The organism is Collinsella sp. AF02-46-1, assembly GCF_003465825.1.
Lineage (GTDB): Bacteria > Actinomycetota > Coriobacteriia > Coriobacteriales > Coriobacteriaceae > Collinsella.
Window position 1 is genome coordinate 42,639 of the sequence record NZ_QSBV01000010.1, and the last position, 23,063, is coordinate 65,701.

The following is a 23,063-nucleotide window of genomic DNA, read 5'->3' on the forward strand; positions in this document are numbered from 1 at the left end:
AAGCAAGCGTGCCCGCCGTCCCACCCAAGGACGGTGGGCACGCTTTTTGAATGTAGGCGGAAAGCTCCGACCCTTCGGCCTTAATCTCGCAAAGCGTTCCGTCTCCCGCCGAACACATCAGCATCGGCGGCTATACTTGAATTATTTGCAGTTAAGGGTCGCGGATTCGCCGCGTCACCGCTCTCAACAGGAGGTCTTTGTTTATGGCAGATCAAAAGCCGGTTGTCGGGATCATCATGGGTTCCAAGTCCGATCTGGGCGTTATGGAAGGCTGCACCGCCGAGCTCGAGGCACTGGGTGTGCCCTATGAGCTCGTGATCGCGAGCGCGCACCGCACGCCGGCGAAGGTCCACGAGTGGGCTTCGACTGCCGCCGATCGCGGTATCAAAGTGATTATCGCCGCCGCCGGCAAGGCCGCTCACCTGGGTGGTGTCGTGGCTGCCTTTACGCCGCTGCCGGTTATCGGCGTGCCTATGAAGACGAGTGACCTGGGCGGTATGGATTCGCTGCTGTCGATGGTGCAGATGCCTTCGGGCGTGCCCGTGGCCTGCGTTGCCATCAACGGTGCCAAGAACGCCGCCATCTATGCCACGCAGATTCTGGGTGCTTGCGACCCCGAGTACCGCAAGGTTATCGAGAAAATGAAGCAGGAGATGGCCGACGCCTAGGCGTTCCGCCGTTTCACCGCAGTATAAGGAGAGCCATGTCCGATTATCAGGGAAAACGATTCAAGGCTTCTCAGATTCCCGATCCGTCGAAGCCGGGTGCTGCCCATGCGGCACAGCAGGGTCGGACATCCTCTCCTCAGCAGCCGCGCGCGCCGCGTTCCGTAACGCCGACGTCCCATCGCCGTCAGGATACGCCTGCTGCTTATCGCCCTTCGTCATACAGTACGGCCAAGAAGTCACCTCGCTCTTCGGCGCATACCGCGCCATCGAGCTATACCGAGCCGCTGCGCAAAAAGCGCCGCTCCGTCATTCCCATTCTGCTCATCATCATTGGCATTGGCCTGATCGTTGCTGCGGCCGCCATCTTTATTAATGCCCAGATTGGCTACAAGCAGGCGAGCGAGTCGTATCAAAAAATCGAAAAGCAATATGTGAGCGACAAGGACGCCAGCGGCGTGCCGATTATCGACTTCAACGCGCTCGCCCAGACAAATCCCGAGGTTGTGGGTTGGATTTACGCGCCCGGCACCAACATCAACTACCCCGTGGTGCAGACCAACAACAACTCCAAGTACCTCAACACGCTGTTCGACGGTACGGCCAATGCCTCGGGAGCCATCTTCTTGGATAGCGACGACACCGCGCCGGGCATGGTGGATCAGCAGACCACGATTTACGGCCATCACATGAACGACGGTTCGATGTTCAACGTGATTTCGCGTACGACCGATCAGGCGACGTTCGACAGCATGGAATACGTGTACTACATCACGTGCGATGCGACGTATAAGTTGCGCCCGCTGGCGACCAAGGTGGTCGAGGACACGTATGCCAAGGCGCGCACGCCCAACTTTGAGGGCGATGACGGACTGAAGAATTACCTGTCCGAGATGCTCGACGGTGCCTCTGCCGTGGCGAGCGATGCCACCGACCGTGCCGCTTCGGCAACCAAGGTCGTAACGCTTGTGACCTGTCGCTCGCTGTCGCTGAGCAACACACGCGCCGTCATGGTGCTCACGCCGGTCGAGGAATAAAGTGTCCGGGAGCCCCGTCCCAAAAAGACTGCCCTGGAAATCAAAAGGAGAAATGATGTTTGAGAATGGCAAATCGATGCCTTCGGTTGATGCTTGGCTGCGCGAAGCCAAGGCCGATGTTTCGGCGGCTGATTGTGGGATGTACCTGACACACAACGGCGTGGTGCGCGCGACGCCCAAGGCCGAGGTGCGTGGGGTCGAGACCGATGGTGTGGCGCCTGGACATAAGGTGGGCGGCATGGCGTTTGGCTTCGATGCCGAAAAGGTGCAGGCCGCTATCGAGGCAACGCACGCGATGCCGGGTATCGGTTACGTGCGCGTGTGGTTGGCGAGTGGCGAGCTCGCCGTGGGCGACGACATCATGCTCGTGCTCATTGGCGGGGACATTCGCCCGCATGTGGTCGATGCGCTGCAGGCGCTCGTCGGTACCATCAAAAATGAGTGTGTGAGCGAGGTCGAGCGCGAGGCGTAGAGGCTTGCGTCGATAGAAGGCTCGTTTATAAAAATGCCCGCCGGTACGTGTGATACCGGCGGGCATTTTGTGTTTTGGGCGCGGTGGGCGCTACACGCGCGTCGCATCCTTGGGACTCATGGTCATGCTCTGGAAGCGGTTCTCCATGTAGTCGTTATCGAAATACTTGCCGTAGAACTGCGCGACGGGAATATCCGGCTCCGTGCCGTTGACGCGCTGGTACCAGTAGTCGAGCGACTGCAGCGTCATGACGCCGTCGACCAGCATAATGACGGTAAAGATGACGGTAGCCGAGTAGCGACTCTTCCACGGAATCATGTTGATGAGCTTGAGCAGCCTCGGCAACAGCAGCTTGATCCAGATAAGGCCACCCAGGCCCCACAGGCAGGCAAAGCCCGTGCAGGTGCGTCCGCCCGTAAGGACGGCGAGTGGGTCGGGCATGCCGAACAGCTTCATGTGCGAGTAGCTCCACGAGACCACGCCAAATGAGGTCTGCATAAACCAGCCCACGAACACCTCAAAGCTCGCGCCGAGCACAGCGCTTACCAGGAAAATGATGATGGGGTTCTTTTTATAGAAGCGGTTGAGCACCATGGTCATGAGTACGGCGCCAAAGCCATAGATGGGGCTGAAGGGACCAAACAGCATGCCGGCGCGGTTCTGGTAGACGCCCGGGTCGTCGACTGTCATATGCCAGATGTCCTCGGCGATCAGGCCGAGCACGCAGCAGACGAAGAATACCCAGAACAGGTTGAAGTAGTTGAGCTTGATGTAGCCCTCGCCGGTTTCATCGCGGCCGAGCATGCCCTCCGCCGCGGCGTCACGGTCGAGCATCTCCTGCAGGCGGCGCTGCAGTTCGCGCTCCTGGCGCAGCGTGGGGTCGACGGTTGCCGAAAGTGCAACGAGGATGCCGAGCTGGATCGCGGGACGCAGCAGGAAGGGCCCGATGCCCTGGAGCATCACGTCGACCAAAAGCTCGACGACGGTGAATGCAATAAGGATGTAGGACAGGCGGGCGGCGTTGCGGCGCTGGTTTTTGATAAGGTCCAGGCCAAAGATGATCAGGATGACGGCACTTGCCGCAGAGAGCATGATGCCGGCGACGATGAGTCCAACCGAGACCAGCATGTTGTCGCCGAGCTTTTCGGTGGCGTTGCCGTTAACAAGTGCCGTGATGACCTGCCACATAAAGGCAGCGACCGACGGGAGCGTGCCCACGCCGGAAAGGATGCACAGGACGGCGTACACCTTAATGATGAGGGGAATCTTCTTGACCTCTGTGGCGCTGGGGACGCTGGGGTCGAGTTCGTTTCGATCCATACAGAACCTTTCTCGCTTTGTTGTAGGTTATAAGGATACGCCGCCGACCTGCCAAAAGACAGGACGAACGTCCCAATTGCAACTTTGTAATCCCCAACGGTGGACGCGGCGGCCATCTGGGGGGCGCGGGCGCTTGCACTGGACAGACCGATAAAATGTTTGGCAACAAAACTGATTATTAGCTCGGTGGGCTTTTAAAAAGCGCTGTTCATGCGCGGGAGTGCTTGTCTTGCCGTGCGTATAATAGGGCAGGTAACGCCAAAAATACGAGGCTCTGAGGGGATACCATGTCTCAAGAAACCATCCGCGCGGCCGAGCGTGCCGCGGGACAGGTGAACACCATGTCGACGTATGATCCGGACTCCGACCAGCTGCATGAGGAATGTGGCATTTTCGGCGTATGGGCGCCCGATCGCGACGTGGCTCGACTGACGTACTTTGGCCTGCGTGCGCTGCAGCACCGTGGCCAGGAATCGGCTGGAATCGCCGTGGGTGACGGCGGCACGGTTATGGTCCGCAAAGATCTGGGCCTGCTCGACCGCGTGTTCTCCAACGCCGACCTGTCGACGCTCTCCGGCCAGCTGGCCGTGGGTCATGTGCGCTACGGCACTGCCGGCGCCAAGAGCTGGGAAGCCTCTCAGCCGCACCTCTCTACCATCAATAGCGTCATTATCGCGCTCGCGCACAACGGCACCCTCGTCAACACCGACGAGCTGCGCCGTCAGCTGATCGAGCTGGGCGTGCCGTTCCTCTCCAATTCGGATTCCGAGGTCGCGACCAAGCTTATCGGCTACTTTACCCAGCGTACGGGCCACCTGCGCGAGGGTATTCGCAAGACCATGGAGCTCGTGCGCGGCGGCTACGCCATGACGCTCATCAACGAGCAGGCGCTCTACGCATTCCGCGATCCACACGGCATTCGCCCGCTCGTGCTGGGCAAGCTGGTGGACGAGGGTCTGGACCAGGCCGATGCCGCAGCCGTTTCGCAGCTGCCGTCGCAGGACGGCGCCGCGACGGTTGACGTTGCCACCCATGTCACCCGCGCCGGCGGCTGGGTCGTCGCCTCCGAGACTTGTGCGCTCGACATTGTGGGTGCCGAGTACGTCCGCGACGTCCGTCCCGGCGAGATTTTGCGCATCAGCGCCGAGGGCCTTGTGTCCGAGCAGGGCGTGCCTGCCGCCGAGGAGCCTGCTAACTGCATCTTTGAGCAGGTCTACTTCGCTCGCCCCGATTCCATCATGAACGGCAAGAGCGTCTACGCTTGCCGTTATGACATGGGTCGTCAGCTGGCACATGAGGAGCCCGTCGAGGCCGACCTGGTCATCGGCGTGCCCGACTCCGGCCTGCCGCCCGCGGAGGGCTATTCGCACGAGAGCGGTATTCCCTTTGGTGAGGGCCTTATCAAGAACCGCTACGTGGGCCGTACGTTTATCGAGCCTACGCAGGAGCTGCGTGCCATGGGCGTGCGTATGAAACTCAACCCGCTGCGCGACAACATCGAGGGCAAGCGCCTGGTCGTCATCGATGACTCCATTGTGCGCGGCACCACCATGGTGCAGCTCGTCAAGATGCTGCGCAACGCCGGCGCCAAGGAGATTCACATTCGCATCAACTCGCCCGAGGTCATCTGGCCGTGCTTCTACGGTATCGATACCGACGTGCAGTCGCAGCTCATCAGTGCCAACAAGACGGTCGATGAGATCTGCGAGTACATTGGCGCCGATTCGCTGGCCTTCCTTTCGGTCGAGGGCCTGCTGAAGGTCATGCCCAAGGGCGGCTACTGCGACGCGTGCTTTACCGGCCGCTATCCCGTGGCGATTCCCGAGAGCTTTGGCCGCGATAAGTTCATGGAGGGCTTTAAGCCCCGCAACCTGGACAAGCCGCTGTACTTTGACGACGACGCCGTGGTCGAGAAATATGTCGACCGCAGCTGGGAAGAGGAGCACGGCGAGGCCTAAAACCTGCCATGTAGGGACAGGTTTATTTTGGTAGGTTTTACCTGCTGTTTTGTTGATATGACGGCGCGTGCTGTTATGGCGCGCGCCGAAATGGCGCAACTATGAGCACCGTTTGGCGCCTGCTCGTCAGACGGTAGTGGGAGAGGAAGGCTCAGATGAGCGACAGCAAGCATGTGACGTACGAGGACGCCGGCGTCGATACCGCCGAGGGCGGCCGCGCCGTCGACGCTATTAAGCAGATGGTCAAGGACACCAACCGCCCCGAGGTCATCGGCGGCATCGGTGGCTTTGGCGGCCTGTTCTCGGCCGCCGCGCTTAAGGATATGGAAGACCCGATCCTGATTAGCGGCACCGACGGCGTAGGCACCAAGCTCGTGCTCGCCCAGATCATGGACCGTCACGAGACGGTGGGCCAGGACTTGGTCGCCATGTGCGTCAATGACATTTTGGCTTCGGGCGCCGAGCCGCTGTTCTTCCTGGACTACGTTGCCATCGGTCACATCGAGGCCGAGCACATGGCAAAGATCATCAAGGGCGTGGCCGATGGCTGCAAGCTCGCGGGCTGCGCGCTCGTGGGCGGCGAGATGGCCGAGCACCCCGGCGTCATGGCTCCCGCCGACTACGACCTCGCCGGCTTTACCGTGGGCGTCGTCGACCGTCCCAAGATGCTCGACCCCGCGAACGTTCGCCCCGGCGATGTGATCCTGGGTCTGCCTTCCACCGGCGTGCACTCCAACGGCTACTCGCTCGTGCGCAAGGTCATCGGCGTCGACGGCATCAAACCGGGCACGCCCGAGGCCGCCGCTAAGGCCGAGGAGCTGAGCCGTCCGCTCGAGGAGCTCGGCGGTGCTTCGCTGGCCGACGCTCTGCTGGCTCCCACGCGCATCTATGTGAAGCCGATTCTGGAGCTGCTGCGTGGCGACGTCAACGTGCACGCCATTGCTCACATCACCGGTGGCGGCATTACCGAGAACCTCAACCGCGCGCTCGCCGACGATGTCGATGCCGTGGTCACCCGCAACGGTGCCGAGATGGGCTGGGATATTCCGCCCGTCATCACCTACGTGTCGCGTCAGGCCGAGCTCGCGCCCAACGAGGCATGCAAGACCTTCAACATGGGCGTCGGCCTGTGCCTGATCGTTGCCCCCGAGGACGAGGCTACCGTGACCGAGGCCCTGGTCGCGCTGGGCGAGAAGCCGTTCCGCGTGGGCGAGTGCGTCGAGGGTTCCGGTAAGGTCGTGTACTCCGATGAGCGCTAGCGAGCAGATGGCTGCTGCCGAGGGCCTGGGCTTTGTGCCCTACACCCGTCCGACCGGCACCGATACGGCCGAGCCGCTCAAGATCGGCGTGCTCATCAGCGGCTCTGGCACCAACCTGCAGGCGCTGATTGACCTGATCGCTGCCAGCAAGCTCAATGCTTCGATTGAGCTGGTGGTGTCGAGCCGTCCTTCGGCCAAGGGGTTGCAGCGTGCCGAGCGTGCGGGTATCCAGACGCTGACGCTGTCCAAGGATGTCTATGCCGACCCCATCGCCGCCGACGAGATCATCGCGCACGAGCTGCTCGAGCGCGGCTGCGAGTATGTGGTCATGGCCGGCTACATGCGCATGGTGCACACGCCGCTGCTGGCGGCGTTTCCCAACCGCGTGGTGAACCTGCATCCGGCGCTGCTGCCGAGCTTTACCGGCGCGCATGCGATCGACGATGCCTTTGCGCGCGGCGTCAAGGTGACCGGCGTGACCGTGCACTTTGCCAACGAGGTCTACGACAACGGCCCCATCATCGCCCAGCGCGCGCTGGCTGTCGAGGAGGGCTGGGATGTCGACACGCTCGAGGAACACATCCACGCGATTGAGCACGTACTGTATCCCGAGGTCGTGCAGATGCTCGCCGACGGCCGCGTCCACGTGCTGGAGAGCGGCAAAGTGGCAATTGATGCGGCACGCTAGTCGCGTGTAAGAGAGTTCGCTGAGCGCTCTTTGGGACGCAAGCGATCGAAAAAAGTTGATAGGGCTCCGTCCGTATGCGGGCGGGGCTCTTTTTGTGTGGCCTCTCAAGTTTGCTATACTGCTAGCAAGCAGAGAGGAGTCGCCATGGCAACAGCAACAGTGCAGCTCAACACGCGAATCGACCCTATGCTCAAGGCTGGCGGCGATGCGGTCCTGACTCGCAATGGGCTGGGGTCGAGTGACGCTATTCGTGCGCTTTGGACCTACCTTGTCGAGCATCAGACGTTGCCAGGATTTATGGTGGAGGATAGGTGCGAGGCACCCCGTGCGGAGAGTCTGGCCGAGCAGGGATGCGGGCTGGCTTTTTTCTCATTGGGGTTGAGCGCGGCGGATTTTGCGCCAGCTGAATCATCGGCAGACAACTGGGGTGCCGTACGCGACGACATGTACGATGCGATGATCGCTGGCATAGAGGCGAATTGCCGATGATTGCGGCAAAACGACTCTTGGTAGACACAAACGTTTGGCTCGATTATTACCTGCAAGAGGGAGCGTTCGACGAGGCGAAAAGATTGATTGAGTTGGCCGAGGCGGGAAAGATTGACCTTCTGTACGCGCCAACGACGGCAAAGGACCTGTTCTACATTGTGCCGCGGCGTCTAGCTCAGCGGAATGTGAATGGGGTTAACGCTCCGTTCGGTCCGGCTGCATGGGCCTGTATCGAGCATATGATGCAGGTGGCAACGGCTTCTCCGCTTTCGTTGGCGGAATGCGAGATGGCGCGTATGCTTGGCAAGCGTATGCCGGACCTTGAGGACAATCTCATCATTGCATCGGGCGATACGGCGGATGTCGACTACGTAATCACGAGCGACCGACGCATGTTGGAGGCGATGCCCGAGGTATGCTTGACGCCCGCGCGCGCACTCGAGCTCATCGGGATCCTCGGCTAACCTTGCATACTCCGTTTCGCTATCATATTGAGCATTGTGGCCCTCATGCAACTTTGGAGGACGATATGGCGGATAACGAAGCGCTGTTTACGCCTGAGCTGGTGTTTTTTGATTGGGAGTGTGCGACGCCTGATGAGGTGTTTGCGCGACTCGAAGGCGAACTTGCTCCACGCGGCTACATTGGCACCGGTTGGCTCGACGCCGTCCGCACGCGCGAGGATGCCTATCCCACAGGGCTTGCCATGCCGGCGGCCAACATTGCCATCCCGCATACCGATCCGGGGTTTGTGGCTAAGCCCTACATCGCGGTGGTGAAGCCGGCCACGCCCGTGACATTCAATGCTATGGCGGGCATGGGTGCCCCTGTGCCGGCGCAGATCGTCATCAACTTGGGCATTGCCGAGCCGGGCGGCCAGGTCGAGGCTCTGCAAGCGCTTATGAATATCTTTATGGACGCGGACACCGCGGCCGATGTGCTCGGCCAGACCACGCCCCAAGGCATGGTCGAAGCCATCCGCCGCCACTTTTAAATCCGGCCCCTGGGGACGTTCCTTTTGTCGCGGGGGCCGCGTTGTGACACAATGGCGTTTGTTCGATTCGTTATGCGAAAGGCCAACTATGGCAAATAAGAAAAAGAACTCCGAGGCCGCGCCGACGCCCGAGCAGCAGACTCGCGCTGCCTCCAGCTCTCGTAAGAAGCAGCGCAAGACGTACGTGTCTAAGACCGTCAAGATTGTTCTGGTGGTTATCGGCGTGCTGGCAATGTTGCTTTCCGTCTCGGCCATGGCGTGCTCCGGTCTTATGTCGCAGACCGAGGACACCTCGGGCTACAAGCTCACCGGCGGCGTTGCCGCCACCATCAACGGCACCAACCTCACCGAGGATACCGTGACCAAGCAGATCATGAGCATGCGCACGTCCTATGGTTATACCAAGGACAAGGATTGGGCGCAGTACCTGGTCAACAACGACCTTACGCCCAAGAAGTACCGCAAGCAACTCATCGACTCCTACACGCAGCAGATTCTGCTTCAACAGGCACAGAAGGAGAACGGCGTGACGGTGTCGGACGAGGAGGTCGAGAAGGCTTGGAAGGACGCGTGCAAGAGCGCGGGCGGCGCCAAGACCTTTAAGAAGACGCTTAAGACCTACGGCTACACCGAGGACACCTACAAGGATTCGCTCAAGGAGAGTCTGGCGCAGCAGAAGCTCAAGGATGCCGTGGCACCCACCAGCAAGCCCAAGGACAGCGAGATTGTCGATTACATCAATGAGAACCTGTCCAACTACAATGACGCCCGTCGTTCGTCGAATATCCTGATCAAGGTCGATTCTGATGCTTCCGACGAGGACAAGGCCGCCGCCAAGGCCAAGGCGCAGGAGTGCCTGGACAAGATTAACTCCGGCGAGCTGAGCTTTGAGGACGCCGTAAAGCAGTACTCCGACGATACCGGCTCCAAGGATAAGAAGGGCGATGTGGGCTGGGACAAGCTCACCACCTTCGTCGACAGCTATCAGGCGGCGCTCGAAGGCCTTAACAAGGGCGACGTGAGCGACGTCGTCGAGTCGACGTATGGTTACCACATCATCAAGTGCACCGACTACTTCCATGTCGATAGCCAGGTCGATGACATTAAACAGGTGCCCAAGGACATCAAGAAGTACGTCTCCAACGTGGTGAAGACGCAGGCGGCAAGCGCCGCGTACAGCGATTGGCTGGAGCAGTACAAAAAAGATGCCGACATCACCGTCAACCCCATGCCCAAGGACGTGCCCTATAACGTGAGCCTGAAGGGCGTCACCAAGAGTTCGACCGACGATTCGTCGATGACTAAGTAATCATGGGGCGGCGCTCGTGCGAGTGCCGCCCGCACTATTGAGGAGGATTTGCAGATGACCAACGAAGAACTGCAGAAGGAAATGATCGCGGCCATGAAGGCTAAGGACAAGGTTCGCCTGTCCATCATTCGCCAGGTCAAGGCCGAGGTGAAGAATATCGAGGTTAACGAGCGCCGCGATGTGACCGAGGAAGACGTCAACAGCATGATCAAGCGTCTGATTAAGCAGACGAGCGAGACGCTGGAAATGTCCATCAAGGCCGGCACCGACCAAGAGCGTACCGACAACCTGACCGAGCAGGTCAAGATTCTGGAGAGCCTTCTGCCCGCGCAGGTTTCGGGCGAGGAGCTCGAGGCCCTGATCGAGCAGGTCATCGCCGAGCTGGGCGCCACGTCCAAGAAGCAGATGGGCCAGGTCATGGGCGCTCTGGGTAAGGCCACTGGCGGCAACTTCGATAAGCCGGCAGCAGCAAAGATCGTTGGAGCCAAACTCGCGTAGGGACCGAGCGGCATATAGTTGATGTTGAGGGGGCGTGACCATTGCGGTCGCGCCCCTTTTTTGATGGCAGCTGAAGGGCACTCATTGGGGACAGACTTAAATGAGTGCCCACTTCCCGGGTACTCATTTAAGTCTGTCCCCAATGAGTGCCCGAGTGCCCAATGAGTGGGTGGAAGATTGCGGGTTCTTTACGGGAATGTAGTGTGGGCTGCGGAAACGTGGTTCTTTCCGTACAATAGTTCAACTCGTGTAAACGCAGGGAAGGGACATTCATGGCAGACATGATCGAGATCAAGCATCTCAACAAGTACTTTGGCGACCTGCATGTGCTCAAAGATATCAATCTCACCGTCAAGCGCGGCGAGAAGCTCGTAATGATCGGGCCTTCCGGTTCGGGTAAGTCGACGCTCATCCGTTGCGTCGATTATCTGGAGGAGCCCACTTCGGGCGAGGTCGTCATCGACGGTACGCCGCTCACAAAAAAGAATCACCTGGAGATGGCTCGCAAGTATAGTTCCATGGTGTTTCAGCAGTTCAACCTGTATCCCAACATGACGGTGCTGGGCAACCTGACGCTCGCGCCCATCAAGCTGCAAAAGAAGAGCAAGGAGGAGGCGACCGAGATCGCCATCGCCGCGCTCAAGCGCGTCGGTATGGCGCATAAGGCCGGCGAGTATCCGCAGAACCTCTCGGGCGGTCAGCAGCAGCGCATCGCCATCGCCCGTGCCCTGTGCACCAAGCAGCCCATCATCCTGTTTGACGAGCCGACCTCGGCGCTCGACCCCGAGATGGTCCAGGAGGTTCTGGACGTTATGATTGAGCTCGCGCAGGAGGACATCACCATGATCTGCGTGACGCATGAGATGGGCTTTGCGCGCCAGGTGGCCGACCGCGTCATCTTTATGGAGGACGGCCGCATTCTGGAGGAGGGCACGCCCGAGCACTTCTTCGATAACCCCGAGAACCCGCGCTGCCGCGAGTTCCTGTCCAAGATTCTGCACTAGGCGCGGTGATGGACATGACGGATATGACGAGGGCGGCCGTGTCGCGCCGTCACTTTTTGCAGCTGGCGGGCGCCGGCATGCTTGCGCTGACGGGGACCGCGCTTACCGGTTGCGGCAACTCCACCAGCGGCGAGGGCTCCGACAAGGGGTCCAAGCTTGCGGCCATTAAGTCGCGTGGACATCTGAATGCCGGCGTCAAGAAGGACGTTCCCGGCTATGGCTATTACGACACCGCCAAGGGCCGCTTTGAGGGCATGGAAGTCGATTTGTGCTACCAGATCGCCGCTGCCGTCTTTGGCGTGAGCTACAAGGAGGCCCGCGCCCAGGAGCTTGTCGAGTTTACCGACGTAACGCCCAAGACGCGCGGCCCGCTGATCGATAACGGCCAACTCGACGTGGTCGCGGCGACCTACACCATCACCGACGAGCGCAAGAAGAGCTGGGATTTCTCGACGCCGTACCGCACCGACTACGTGGGACTCATGGTCAAGAAGCGTTCGGGCTTTACCTCGATTGAGGACTTGGACGGCAAGGTCATTGGCGTGAGCCAGGGTGCCACCACGCAGGGGCTGATCGAGCAGATGATCAAGGACAACGGCTTTAGCTGCAAGCCCGAGTTTAGGGCCTTTAGCGGCTACCCCATCATCAAGAGTTCGCTCGACGCCGGCAATATCGACGTCTTTGCCATGGACCGCTCTACGCTGGCAGGCTACATGAACGAGACCGTCGAGCTGCTGCAGCCCGAGGTCAAGTTTGGCGAGCAGGGCTACGGCGTGGCGACCAAGAAGGGCTGCGACCTTTCGGCCGTGGTCGATCAGGTGATTTGCGATCGTCTGGCCGACGGCTGGCTCGACCAAGAGGTCAAGACCTGGGGTCTTGTATAGGCGCATCGTCCAAGGAAGGAATCAAATGCTCGAAGGATTATTTGACGCCGACCGTTGGTCGACGACATTTCAAAACATGGGGCCCTTCTGGGAGGGCTTTGGCGTGACGCTACAGGTGGTCGTTGCCGGTCTGCTGCTGTCGCTGGTGCTGGGCACGCTGCTGGGTGTGTTCTCGACCACCCGTTCGCGCGTGCTGCGCGCCATAAGCCGCGTGTACGTGGAGTTTTACCAGAACACCCCGTTGCCCGTGCAGGTGCTCTTTATGTACATGGCTGGTCCGCAGTTTTTGCAGGCCATAACCGGTGCCGACCAGCCGGTGCGCATCGCGCCGTTCGTGCTGGGCTTCTTGGGCGTGGGCCTGTATCACGCGGCCTACATCTCGGAGGTTATCCGCACCGGTATCGAGGCGGTTCCGCGCGGTCAGATGGAGGCGGCGCAGAGCCAGGGCTTCACCCGTGCGCAGGCGTACTGGTACATCGTGCTGCCCCAGACATTCAAGATCATTCTGCCGCCGCTGTGTAACCAGGCGCTCAACCTGGTCAAGAACACGTCGGTGCTGGCGCTTGTGGCCGGCGGCGACCTTATGTACCGTTCCGACAACTTTGTGAGTCTGTACGGTTACCTGCAGGGATACATCGTCTGCTGCCTTATGTACTTCATCATCTGCTTTCCGCTCGCCATGCTGGTGCAGTGGCTCGAGCGCCGCTCCAAGGAGCGTCCGCGCGGCGTGAGCCTGGCCGAGCTGGGGCTCGACAACGTAGAGGAGGCCTAGCGCATGGAAATCTTCAACGCGACCAACCTGCTCTACATTTGGGGCGGCTTTGTTAAGACCATAGAGATCTCGGCGCTGTCGATCTTTTTCTCGCTCATCTTTGGCACGGTCCTGGCGCTCGTTAAAAGCTATGCGCCCCGCCCATTCCGTATTTTGGTGAGCGCCTATATCGAGCTGTTCCGTTGCACGCCGAACCTGCTGTGGATCCTGTTCATCTACTTTACGGTGCAGGGTTTGGACATTGTGATTTCGACCATCGCCTTTACGCTGTTTACCAGCGCTGTTATGGCCGAGATTGTGCGCGGCGGCCTCAACTCGATTCCGCGCGGCCAGTTTGAGGCGGCGCAGAGCCAGGGCTTCGGCTTCTTTGCCACCATGCGCTACATCATTCTGCCGCAGACGTTTAAGACGATCATTCCGGCGTTGTTTAGCCAGTGCACGACCGTCATTAAGGACAGCTCGTATCTTTCGGGCATTAACGTGGCCGAGCTCATGTACACGGCAAACGTCGTGATGGCCCATGCGATCGATCTGTCGCAGGTGCTTATGCTCTACGGCCTGGTGTTTGCGATGTACTTTGTGCTCAACTTTGGTATTTCGCTGCTGGTTCGAGCTTACCAACGCCGCATCGTAGCCGCATAGCCTGGCTTTCCCTGGCACCCAACCTTGGCCTTCAAACCGTCGCTCGCGTACCAAAGTACGCGTCGCTCCTCTTTCAGGCCAATCTTGGGCACCAGGAAAACCCAGGTACGGTATCGTGGGAATAAGAGATAAACAGCCCTTTTCTCATTTGTTAGAAAGGAATCGCGATGAGCGATCTGGAGAACAAGAAGAATCCTGTGGTCATTACCATCGCGCGCGATTTTGGTGCCGAGGGCCACGAGATTGGCCGAATGCTTGCCAACGAGCTGGGGATTCCGCTGTACGACAACGAACTGCTGGTGCGTGCGTCGCTGCGTGCGGGCGAGTCGCTCGACAAGATGGCCGCCTACGACGAGCGCCTGGCCGTGGAGAACATGGCGTTTTTGCCCGACCGCTACGACGCCCGTTCGTACTCGGACAAGCTGTTCCAAAAGATGAGCCAGGTGATTTTGGACCTGGGTGAGACCGAGAGCTGCATTATCGAAGGCCGCCTGTCCGATTACCTGCTTCGCAACAACCCCAACCACATTGCCGTGTTGGTGACAGCGCCCTTTGAGGACCGCGTCGAGATTGTGCGCAAGAAGCGTGGCCTTAACAAAAAGAAGGGTGCCAAGCTGGTCAAGCAGCAGCAGAAGGCGCGTGAGGCGTTCTATAAGCGCTACAGCGCCGGAAAGTGGAAGATGACGAGCGGTAAGGATATCGTCGTCAATCGCGCCAAGCTGGGCCGCGAGGGCTGCAAAGACGTTATCGCCGCTGCCTACCGCTACAAAGTAGCGCAGCTCGAAGACTAACCGACCAAAACCACCACAAAGGGGACAGGCACCTTTGTGGGGGTTTTGTTTTAGGCCGAGGGAAAGGCCTTGGCGGCAGTGCCTATCCTCGGCTTTTGCATAGTCTCGATCTGTAACACCAAGCCAGCGAAAATGGCTCTAACTGTTACAGATTGAGATGCGGCGTGGGCGGCCGGCACAATATCTCGATCTGTAACAACTGCAGGGCTCAACGGACTCCAACTGTTACAGATTGAGACAAAACGATCAGGCAAGTCCAAAACCACCACTAAGGTGCCTGTCCCCTTTGCGGTGGTCGGGCGGCCGGCATAGAAAAAAGTCCCCGCCGGGCGTGTGCTCGACGGGGACTTTGCCGTTTAATGGCTAGCGCTGAGGGTGATTACTCGCCCAGCAGGCTCTTGGTGATCGAAGCGGCGGCCTTCTTGCCGGCGCCCATCGCCAGAATGACCGTAGCGGCACCGGTGACGATGTCGCCGCCGGCCCAGATGCGGGGATCGGTGGTCTGGCCGGTCTCCTCGTCGGCAACGATGTAGCCCCACTTGTTGAGCTCCATCTTGCCGCCGATCTTCTTTGCGAAGGGGTTGGCGTTGGTGCCGATAGCCGAGATCGCGACGTCGCAGGGGATCTCCTCGATGGCGCCCTCGATGGGCACCGGGCGACGACGGCCGGACTCGTCGGGCTCGCCGAGTTCCATCTTCTGGACCTTGACGGCGCACACGGAGCCGTCCTCGCCAGCGACAAACTCGAGCGGGGAGACGAGCGGCAGAACCTCGACGCCCTCGGCCTTGGCGTGGTGCAGCTCGGCGCGACGGCAGGGCATCTCGTCCTCGGTACGACGGTAGGCGATGATGGCGTGCTCGGCGCCCAGGCGCTTGGCGGTACGGACGGCGTCCATAGCCACGTTGCCGCCACCAAAGACAACGACGTTCTTGCCGTGCTTGGTGGGGGTGTCGTACTCGGGGAACTTGTTAGCCTTCATCAGGTTCACGCGGGTGAGGTACTCGTTGGCGAAGAAGACGTTGGGCAGGTTCTCGCCGGGGACGTTGAGGAACTTGGGCAGGCCGGCGCCGGTCGCCACGTAGATGGCGTCGAAGCCCTGCTCGAACAGCTCCTCGGCCGTGGCCATGTTGCCCACGACGGAGTTGTACTCAAACTTGACGCCCATGTCCTCCAGGCCGTCGATCTCGCGCTTGACGACTGCCTTGGGCAGACGGAACTCGGGGATGCCGTAGACCAGCACGCCGCCGCCGGTAAAGAAGGCCTCAAAGACGGTGACGTCAAAGCCGTTGCGGGCGAGCTCGCCGGCGCAGGTGATGCCGGACGGGCCGGAGCCGACGACGGCGACCTTCTTGCCGTTCTTGGGAGCCATCTTGGGCGTGGAAGCGAGCTCGGGGCGGTCGCCCAGGAAGCGCTCGAGCTGGCCGATGGCCACGGGCTCGGACTTCTTGCCACGGATGCACTTACCCTCGCACTGGTTCTCCTGCGGGCAGACGCGGCCGCAGATGGCGGGAAGCATGGAGTCCTCGCGGATGGTATCGAGAGCGCCGCCGAAGTCCTTCGCGCGGATCTGCTCGATAAAGCGGGGGATGTTGATGTTGACGGGGCAGCCCTCAACACAGAACGGCTTCTTGCAGTTGAGGCAGCGCTCGGCCTCGGCCAGCGCCATCTCCTCGGTGAAGCCCTTGTCGACGGGGCGGAAGTCGCAGGCGCGCTCGGCGGCCGGCTCCTCGTTATCGGGGGTGCGGGGCGACTTCATATCGGCAACGAAACGACCGTTAACTAGTGGCATGCGCAGCTCTTTTCCTCATAGGCCTTGAGGGACTCGCCCTCTTCGGAACGGTAAGCGGCCTGGCGGGCACGAAGGTCATCCCAGTCGACCAGGGTGGCATCGAAGTCGGGGCCGTCGACGCAAGCGAACTTGGTCACGCCGCCCACCTCGACGCGGCAGCAGCCGCACATGCCGGTGCCGTCAACCATGATGGGGTTGAGCGACGCGGTGATGGGGGTGTCGTACTTCTGGGCGGTGAGGGTCGAGAACTTCATCATCGGAACGGGGCCGACGCAGAAGACCTGGCTCACGGCCTTGTCCTGCAGCAGGCGCTCCAGCGGAGCGGTGACAACGCCCTGCTCGCCGTAGGAGCCGTCGTCGGTGGTGATGTGGATGTGGTCCTCGTCGAGGAGCTCGCGGAACTGGTCCTCCATGAGCAGGAGGTCCTTGGTGCGGGCGCCCATGATGGCGTGCACCTCGTGACCGGTCTCGACCAGGTGCTTGGCGACCGGGAAGGCAATTGCCAGGCCGACGCCGCCGCCAATGACGGCGCAGGGGCCCTCGGCCATCTCGGTGGGAACGCCCAGCGGGCCCACGACGTCGCGCAGCGACTCGCCGGCCTCGTAGGTGGACAGCATCTCGGTGGTCTTGCCGATCACCATGAAGATGAACTCGACCCAGCCCTCGTCACCGTTCCAGCCGGCCAGGGTAAACGGGACGCGCTCGCCCGTCTCGTTGGCGCGAACCATGAGGAACTGTCCAGCGTGCGCATGTTTGGCGATTGCAGGCGCCTCGATGCGGAACTTGAACACCTTCTCAGAGAACTGCGTCTTCTCCAGGATCTTATACATAGAACCCCTCTCTTGTTAGGGCCGCCGAACCGTGCCTCCACGGAAATGGACGGCAGCCCGAATAAAACCGTACGCGCACAGGCGTTGTGCAGACATACGGTGCAAATTATACCCTCATGGACATGTCGCTTGCGTGTATCTTCGGCAGGTGGGAAAAGTGACCTGCCAAAAAGGGACAGGTTTATTTTGGTCGGTTTTATCAGGCAAAACGGCAAAGGGGGCCGGCCTCAGGTTGTGATGAGGCCGGCCCCCTTTGGGGCGCTGCATATGTATGGCGGCGCAGGACTTATTGCGATGCGGCCGCGGCGGCGTTTTCGCATATAAAACCTGCCAAAATTAACATCCCTAAATGGTAGGTTTTAGTGCTTGCCGTTGGCGGAAGCGGCACCGTTTACGTGATCGCGGGCGTAGATTACGCCGTGGACGATGGCCAAACCGGCGGCATCTGCGGCGCGGGTGCAGGTGTCCTGGAAGCCCTCGGCCTCGCGGGCGCGCAGCTGCTTAAGCACATAGTCTGCGACGGCCATCTTGCCGGGAGGGTTGCCGATGCCGGTGCGGATGCGGCTGAAGTCGCGGCTGCCCATCTTGTCGATGATGGAACGCAGGCCGTTGTGGCCAGCATGGCCGCCGCCCACCTTAACACGCACGTCGCCGGCGGGAATATCGAGCTCGTCGTGGATTACGAGCAGCTCCTCGGCCTTGATCTTGTACTCGCGGCAGAGCTTGGAGATGGGGCCGCCCGAGGTGTTCATGAATGACTGCGGCTTGACCAGCACAATCTGGCGTTTGCCGCCCTCTTCCTCGGCATCGTTGATATTGATGAGCGCGACCTCGGCACCGGCCTGATTTTTCCAATACGTGACACCGGCCTGACGGGCCAGCTCGTCGATTGCCTTAAAGCCGGCGTTGTGGCGGGTCTCGGCATATTCCTCGCCCGGGTTGCCAAGCCCGGCAACCATGCGAATCTTAAGCGGCTGTGCAGCTGCCATGTTCATCCTTTCGTTGATTTGTCGCCTGCTATGGTGAGCGACCCTGTTGCCGCTGTCAAATGGAGGGCAATTGAGGTGAGTTGAGGGCGTTTGAGCGGTTGCAGGAAACCGGGGTGGACAGTTAGTTCAGATTTGTATAAAGCAAGAGGCTCTCGGCTGCCAAAATCGGAGACATGGAGCCGTTTCGGTGCTTTGGGGCGCACGTTTTGCGCTATTTCGAAGCCATTCGAGCCTTTAAATGAGGTGATTGGCCCCGAGATGGCAGCAAAGCGCCTTGAAATAAGCCGTCTGTTTATACAAATCTGAACTAACTGTCCAGCCTTGCTCGGCGATGTTGTCGAGATACGCTTTCTAGACCGGCGCGAGGCCGATTCCGGCCCGAAGGGCGTTGAGCCATGCGGCTTGACGTTTGCGATAACCCTTGATGCGATAGCGGAACCGAACCCCAGCGAGTCGATGCATCATTTGTGCGAAGGCTTCGAGCGCAACAAGGTCTTTCATTTGGTCGCGATTGATAACCAGGACGTGGATGCCCATTGCCTTGAGTCCATTATTTCGATTGCCATCGTGGATGCGAGCATTTTGAAGCTCATGCCCAATTCCGTTGTATTCGTTGTCGACTCCGGCTGCCGGGCAATATAGGTCGCAGATGGCATAGGGGATGCCTGAGGACATGTTGACCGCAAGAGTGTCGAAGTCGATTCGATGGTTGAGTAGCAGGCCTCCCATGGGCAGGCTGCAGCATCCGAATCCGCCAAAGCGCATGGGCGCGCCCAGGACGGCGAACATTAAGGACTCCGCTGGGGATGCGGATCCTGCTCGGGCGAGTCTGACGGCCGTGCGAAACGAGGCGTAGGAGCTACTTTTGGCAAACTGTGCGACTGCCTCGAGCTCATTTATGGTTGTGGCAGGCTCGCATTTGTAGTGCGCCTGTTCGTAGCGGGTTTCGTCTTGCTTTCCGGGTGCCGGCTGGCCGCCATGACAATCAAGATCGTCCATCGCTTCGGAGCTACCGGCCTTGGGCCACGTGTCGTCGTGGGCGATGGGGTTGGTTATCTCGGGCGGAAGGGAGTAGGACCCCAGCAGCTCCATGAGAAGCATCAGGACTTTGGCTACAGGCTCATTCCTAGAGCACAACATGGCTGTCATGGCGGGAGACGTTGCGTAGATGTCAGCTTCGATGTGCATGATTGCTTCCGCGGGAAGCGGGGCGGTGACGCTGTGCTGGAGAAGACGTCCGTCGGGCCGTCTGTTGTTGCCGCCGGCAACAAGGAGATCTAGGCGCTCGGAGTCGTCTTCGCTCCAGGCGTCAAGCATCGCAAGAGCTACAAAGTCTATGGCGTCCTTGTTGGGAACACAACTTGCAAGGGCTTGTGCCTGTTGCCTGTCATCGATGATGCCCCACGGAAGCGCAGAGTACGCCCGTCGAGCGCGGCGAATTGCGCGGAGGGCGGAGAAATGTGAGATCACAGTGGTCATAGCTATAAAGTACTAAGCCGTCGGCGAAATGATGCAGCCGTGGCGTTCTTTTCGCTCAAAGGGGCGTCGTGCGCCGCAGACGGTAGCAGATCGTGCGAGGGGCCTTGAAAAAGCGGGGCTCAGGGCGCTTGTTTGACCTTGGAGGCATGGATCGAGATAGGTGTTGGACAGTTAGTTCAGATTTGTATAAGGCGATTGAAGCGTTCCGCCATTGTCGAAGGGTTCGGTGGGCAAAATAGAGTGAATGGCATAGTGAAGACGTCCATAAGAGGAGAGATTGGCCGAGATTATGCCGGCAGGTGAACCTTTGGCGCATCAAGTGGTCCATGTGGGCGCCCAAGAAAATACAAATTTGAACTAATTGTCCAGGGAAGGTTGGCGAGGGATAGAAAAAGGGTCGGAAGCGAGCTTCCGACCCTTTAAAAGCATCAAAGATGATGCGATGCGTGGCAGGCTACAGCGCGAAGTCGCCGCCGACGAGCGTGGAGACGGGCTCCTCGTGGTAAACGGCGGAGATGGCCTGAGCGAACTCCTCGGCGACCGAGATGGTCTTAATCTTGCCGCCGACCTCGACGGGAATGGCATCGGTGACGACGCACTCGACGATGGGGGCGTCGTTCAGACGCTCGATGGCCGGACCGGAGAAGATGCCGTGGGTGGCGCACACGTAGATGTCGCCGGCGCCCATAGCCTTGAGCTCCTTGACGTTGGCGCACAGGGTGCCAGCGGTGTCGATCATGTCGTCGTTGATGATGCAGGTCTTGCCCTTGATGTCACCGATGATGCCCATGACCTCGGCGGCGTTGTGGCGCGGACGGCCCTTGTGGGCGATGGCCAGGTCGCAGCCGAGCATGTCGGACAGCTTCTTGGCGGCCTTGGCACGACCCACGTCGGGGGAGACGACAACCAGGTTGTCGGTGTCGAAGTGCATGTCGTTGTAGTACTGGCCAAACAGCGGCAGCGCAGACAGGTGGTTAACCGGGATATCAAAGAAGCCCTGGATCTGACCCTGGTGCAGGTCGAGGGTGATGATGCGGTCGACGCCGGCGCGCTCGAGCAGGTTGGCGACGAGGCGGGCGGTGATGGGCTCGCGCGGGCCGGCCTTGCGGTCCTGGCGGGCATAGCCGTAGTGGGTGATAACGGCGGTGATGGAGCGGGCGGATGCACGCTTGGCAGCGTCGGTGGCGATGAGCAGCTCCATGAGCATGTCGTTGACGTTGCCGCCGGCCACGGACTGAATCAGGAAGACGTCGGCGCCGCGGACAGTCTCGTCGTAGCGGGCGTAAATCTCACCATTGGCGAACTGCTTTAGCGTAAGGCCCGAAAGCTCGACCCCAAGGTACTCAGCGATCTTCTGAGCGAGGGGACGGTTGGAGGAACCGGAATACACGCGGATGGACTTGCGCATATTCTCCGACTTCTCGGGATCATTAATCGGCATTACCCTTCTCCTTTATATCGAATGCCATATAGATGCCTTGTTGCATTGTAACCGCGCGGCGGGGTTTATCGGGTCCTGATAACGTCTTTACCGTCAACGGACACGAACCGACCACTCATCCGGTCGCGCAGGTCACGATAGAAAAAAGGAGCCGTCCCCATGGAACAGCTCCTTTTGTGCTTGATAAAACGTTATACCTCGTCGTCCTCGTGCAGACGGCGGCGATAATCGGCGGCCCAGCCCTCAATATTTACCTGGCGGGCGCGGCCCAGACCGAGTGCGTCGGCCGGGACCGGCTCGGTGATGACGGAGCCGGCGGCCACGAGTGCACCGTCGCCAATCTGGGCGGGCGCGACCATCATGGTGTCGGAACCGATGAAGGCATCCTTGCCGATGACGGTCTTGTGCTTGTGGACGCCGTCGTAGTTGCAGGTGATGGAGCCCGCGCCCACGTTGACGCCGGAGCCCATGGTGGTATCGCCGATGTAGGACAGGTGCGGCACCTTGGAGCCCTCGCCGATCGTAGACTTCTTGATCTCCACGTGCGTGCCGGCTTTGGAGCCGTCGAGCATGTGGGTGCCCGGGCGCAGGTAGGCGCGCGGGCCGCAGTCGACGCCGTTCTCGATGACGGCCTCGATGGCGATGGTCTCATCGATGGTGCAGCCGCTGCCGACGGTGGTGTCGGTGAGGCGGCTGTTGGGGCCGAGCTGGCACTCCTCGCCCACGGTGACGCGGCCGATCAGGTGCGTCTGCGGCCACACGATGGTGTCGCGGCCGATGACGGCGTCGGGGCCGATCCAAGCCTGCGTGGGGTCGATGAAGGTAACGCCCTCGGCCATCCAGTGCTCGTTGATGCGGTCGCGCGCGATGGCGGTGAGCTGTGCGAGCTGGATGCGGCTGTTGACGCCCAGACCGTCGCGGTAATCATCGCAGTGGAAGATGGAGACCGCCTGGCCGTGGCCCTTGAGAATTTCGAGCATATCGGGCAGGTAGTACTCGGACTGCGCGTTGTCGTTGCCGATCTCGTCAATGTGGGCGGCGAGCTGTGCACCGTCGAAGGCGTAGCAGCCGGCGTTGCACTCGAGCAGCTCGGCGGCTTGCTCGGGCGTGCAGTCCTTCTGCTCGATAATGCGCTCGATTTGGCTGTCGGCACCCAGCTTGATGCGGCCGTAGCCGAAGGGGTCGGGCGGGGTCATGGTCATGACGGTACAGGCGAGCTCGCCGGTAGCGACGGTCTGCGCAAACTTGGCCACAGTGTCGGCGGTGATGAGCGGCAGGTCGCCGTTGAGCACGACGACCGGGCCTTGCGCGATGCCGCAGGCCTCGAGCGCGACCTTTACGGCGTGGCCGGTGCCCAGGCGCTCGGTCTGCTCGACGCACTCGACCTTGGTGGCGCTGGTGGCGTAGGCGCCGTCGATAAGGGCGCGCATCTCGTCGGCGTGGCTGCCGATGACGACCACGACGCGGCTGCAGCCGGCCTTGATGGTGGCGTCGACGATCCACTGGACCATGGGCTTACCCAGGATCTTGTGCGAAACCTTGCAGTGGTTCGACTTCATGCGGGTGCCCTCGCCGGCAGCGAGGATAATTGCGGTTGCGTCCATGTGATCTCCTGTTACGTTATAGAGACGTGTGTTTGGAAACGATACACGGCGCAATATGATACCGCAGGCATATGATGAGCGCGTAACGATTGACGCATTGCCGCCGATGTCGGTGCCGTTGACGCGGTGTTTGCGCTGGTTGTGTATGG

At 60.4% G+C, this 23,063-nt stretch carries 23 protein-coding genes; 16 read left to right on the forward strand and 7 right to left on the reverse strand.

Annotated elements, in window-relative coordinates:
• The first annotated feature begins 203 nt into the window (after positions 1 to 203).
• From purE to DWV20_RS05485, 3 genes are read left to right on the forward strand one after another with little or no spacing between them, the layout of a single operon-like run.
• A complete protein-coding gene (purE, locus tag DWV20_RS05475; protein ID WP_006235810.1) occupies positions 204 to 668 on the forward strand; it encodes a 5-(carboxyamino)imidazole ribonucleotide mutase in 465 nt (154 codons plus the stop codon).
• 35 nt (positions 669 to 703) lie between these two features.
• On the forward strand, positions 704 to 1,702 hold the full coding sequence (locus DWV20_RS05480) for a class B sortase (protein WP_117640749.1): 999 nt from the start codon (positions 704 to 706) through the stop codon (positions 1,700 to 1,702).
• Positions 1,703 to 1,757: 55 nt separating this feature from the next.
• Positions 1,758 to 2,174: a molybdenum cofactor biosynthesis protein MoaE gene (locus tag DWV20_RS05485; RefSeq protein ID WP_233508925.1), complete on the forward strand. Its 417-nt coding sequence runs from the start codon at positions 1,758 to 1,760 to the stop codon at positions 2,172 to 2,174.
• 90 nt (positions 2,175 to 2,264) lie between these two features.
• Here the strand turns inward: DWV20_RS05485 and DWV20_RS05490 are convergent, their stop codons facing one another.
• On the reverse strand, positions 2,265 to 3,494 hold the full coding sequence (locus DWV20_RS05490; RefSeq protein ID WP_118256555.1) for a putative ABC transporter permease: 1,230 nt from the start codon (positions 3,492 to 3,494) through the stop codon (positions 2,265 to 2,267).
• 287 nt (positions 3,495 to 3,781) lie between these two features.
• On the opposite strand from DWV20_RS05490, the gene DWV20_RS05495 reads away from it, so the two are divergent.
• From DWV20_RS05495 to DWV20_RS05555, 13 genes are all read left to right on the forward strand, one after another.
• On the forward strand, positions 3,782 to 5,452 hold the full coding sequence (locus DWV20_RS05495) for an amidophosphoribosyltransferase (RefSeq protein ID WP_118256556.1): 1,671 nt from the start codon (positions 3,782 to 3,784) through the stop codon (positions 5,450 to 5,452).
• A gap of 155 nt (positions 5,453 to 5,607) precedes the next feature.
• Entirely contained in the window at positions 5,608 to 6,711 is a 1,104-nt protein-coding gene (gene purM / locus DWV20_RS05500; protein ID WP_117790689.1) for a phosphoribosylformylglycinamidine cyclo-ligase, read from the forward strand.
• A complete protein-coding gene (gene purN, locus DWV20_RS05505) occupies positions 6,701 to 7,399 on the forward strand; it encodes a phosphoribosylglycinamide formyltransferase (RefSeq protein WP_117790690.1) in 699 nt (232 codons plus the stop codon). Before purM ends, purN begins: the two co-directional genes overlap by 11 nt.
• A 144-nt stretch (positions 7,400 to 7,543) precedes the next feature.
• A complete protein-coding gene (locus tag DWV20_RS05510; protein WP_118256557.1) occupies positions 7,544 to 7,888 on the forward strand; it encodes a type II toxin-antitoxin system RelB/DinJ family antitoxin in 345 nt (114 codons plus the stop codon).
• Positions 7,885 to 8,352 (forward strand): PIN domain-containing protein, encoded by a 468-nt coding sequence (locus tag DWV20_RS05515; protein WP_199574312.1) that lies wholly within the window; start codon positions 7,885 to 7,887, stop codon positions 8,350 to 8,352. The genes DWV20_RS05510 and DWV20_RS05515 overlap by 4 nt, the downstream gene beginning before the upstream one ends.
• A gap of 65 nt (positions 8,353 to 8,417) precedes the next feature.
• The gene (locus tag DWV20_RS05520; protein WP_118256558.1) at positions 8,418 to 8,882 is read left to right on the forward strand and encodes a PTS sugar transporter subunit IIA; all 465 of its coding nucleotides are present in this window, start codon (positions 8,418 to 8,420) and stop codon (positions 8,880 to 8,882) included.
• Between the two features lie 88 nt (positions 8,883 to 8,970).
• Positions 8,971 to 10,191, forward strand: a complete 1,221-nt coding sequence (locus DWV20_RS05525; RefSeq protein ID WP_118256559.1) for a peptidylprolyl isomerase — start codon at positions 8,971 to 8,973, stop codon at positions 10,189 to 10,191.
• Between the two features lie 54 nt (positions 10,192 to 10,245).
• Complete coding sequence (locus tag DWV20_RS05530; RefSeq protein ID WP_006235801.1) at positions 10,246 to 10,689, forward strand: GatB/YqeY domain-containing protein; 444 nt, start codon at positions 10,246 to 10,248, stop codon at positions 10,687 to 10,689.
• A gap of 272 nt (positions 10,690 to 10,961) precedes the next feature.
• A complete protein-coding gene (locus tag DWV20_RS05535; RefSeq protein WP_022094215.1) occupies positions 10,962 to 11,693 on the forward strand; it encodes an amino acid ABC transporter ATP-binding protein in 732 nt (243 codons plus the stop codon).
• Between the two features lie 8 nt (positions 11,694 to 11,701).
• A complete protein-coding gene (locus DWV20_RS05540) occupies positions 11,702 to 12,577 on the forward strand; it encodes a transporter substrate-binding domain-containing protein (RefSeq protein WP_082435536.1) in 876 nt (291 codons plus the stop codon).
• Between the two features lie 25 nt (positions 12,578 to 12,602).
• Positions 12,603 to 13,349 (forward strand): amino acid ABC transporter permease, encoded by a 747-nt coding sequence (locus tag DWV20_RS05545; protein WP_035136546.1) that lies wholly within the window; start codon positions 12,603 to 12,605, stop codon positions 13,347 to 13,349.
• Between the two features lie 3 nt (positions 13,350 to 13,352).
• Positions 13,353 to 13,991 (forward strand): amino acid ABC transporter permease, encoded by a 639-nt coding sequence (locus DWV20_RS05550; RefSeq protein ID WP_055285379.1) that lies wholly within the window; start codon positions 13,353 to 13,355, stop codon positions 13,989 to 13,991.
• Positions 13,992 to 14,158: 167 nt separating this feature from the next.
• Entirely contained in the window at positions 14,159 to 14,782 is a 624-nt protein-coding gene (locus tag DWV20_RS05555; protein WP_118256560.1) for an AAA family ATPase, read from the forward strand.
• Positions 14,783 to 15,161: 379 nt separating this feature from the next.
• On the opposite strand, the gene gltA is transcribed toward DWV20_RS05555, so the two are convergent.
• The 6 genes from gltA to glmU all read right to left on the reverse strand — a co-directional run bounded on the left by gltA (position 15,162) and on the right by glmU (position 22,914).
• Positions 15,162 to 16,571, reverse strand: a complete 1,410-nt coding sequence (gene gltA / locus DWV20_RS05560; protein WP_022094914.1) for an NADPH-dependent glutamate synthase — start codon at positions 16,569 to 16,571, stop codon at positions 15,162 to 15,164.
• Positions 16,562 to 17,401, reverse strand: a complete 840-nt coding sequence (locus DWV20_RS05565; RefSeq protein WP_006235793.1) for a sulfide/dihydroorotate dehydrogenase-like FAD/NAD-binding protein — start codon at positions 17,399 to 17,401, stop codon at positions 16,562 to 16,564. Before DWV20_RS05565 ends, gltA begins: the two co-directional genes overlap by 10 nt.
• Positions 17,402 to 17,760: 359 nt before the next feature.
• Positions 17,761 to 18,390, reverse strand: a complete 630-nt coding sequence (gene pth, locus DWV20_RS05570) for an aminoacyl-tRNA hydrolase (protein ID WP_199411478.1) — start codon at positions 18,388 to 18,390, stop codon at positions 17,761 to 17,763.
• Between the two features lie 351 nt (positions 18,391 to 18,741).
• On the reverse strand, positions 18,742 to 19,869 hold the full coding sequence (locus DWV20_RS05575) for a hypothetical protein (RefSeq protein ID WP_117759335.1): 1,128 nt from the start codon (positions 19,867 to 19,869) through the stop codon (positions 18,742 to 18,744).
• A gap of 454 nt (positions 19,870 to 20,323) precedes the next feature.
• Positions 20,324 to 21,310: a ribose-phosphate pyrophosphokinase gene (locus DWV20_RS05580; RefSeq protein WP_117800059.1), complete on the reverse strand. Its 987-nt coding sequence runs from the start codon at positions 21,308 to 21,310 to the stop codon at positions 20,324 to 20,326.
• A gap of 191 nt (positions 21,311 to 21,501) precedes the next feature.
• The gene (glmU, locus tag DWV20_RS05585; RefSeq protein WP_118256561.1) at positions 21,502 to 22,914 is read right to left on the reverse strand and encodes a bifunctional UDP-N-acetylglucosamine diphosphorylase/glucosamine-1-phosphate N-acetyltransferase GlmU; all 1,413 of its coding nucleotides are present in this window, start codon (positions 22,912 to 22,914) and stop codon (positions 21,502 to 21,504) included.
• Positions 22,915 to 23,063 lie beyond the last annotated feature (149 nt).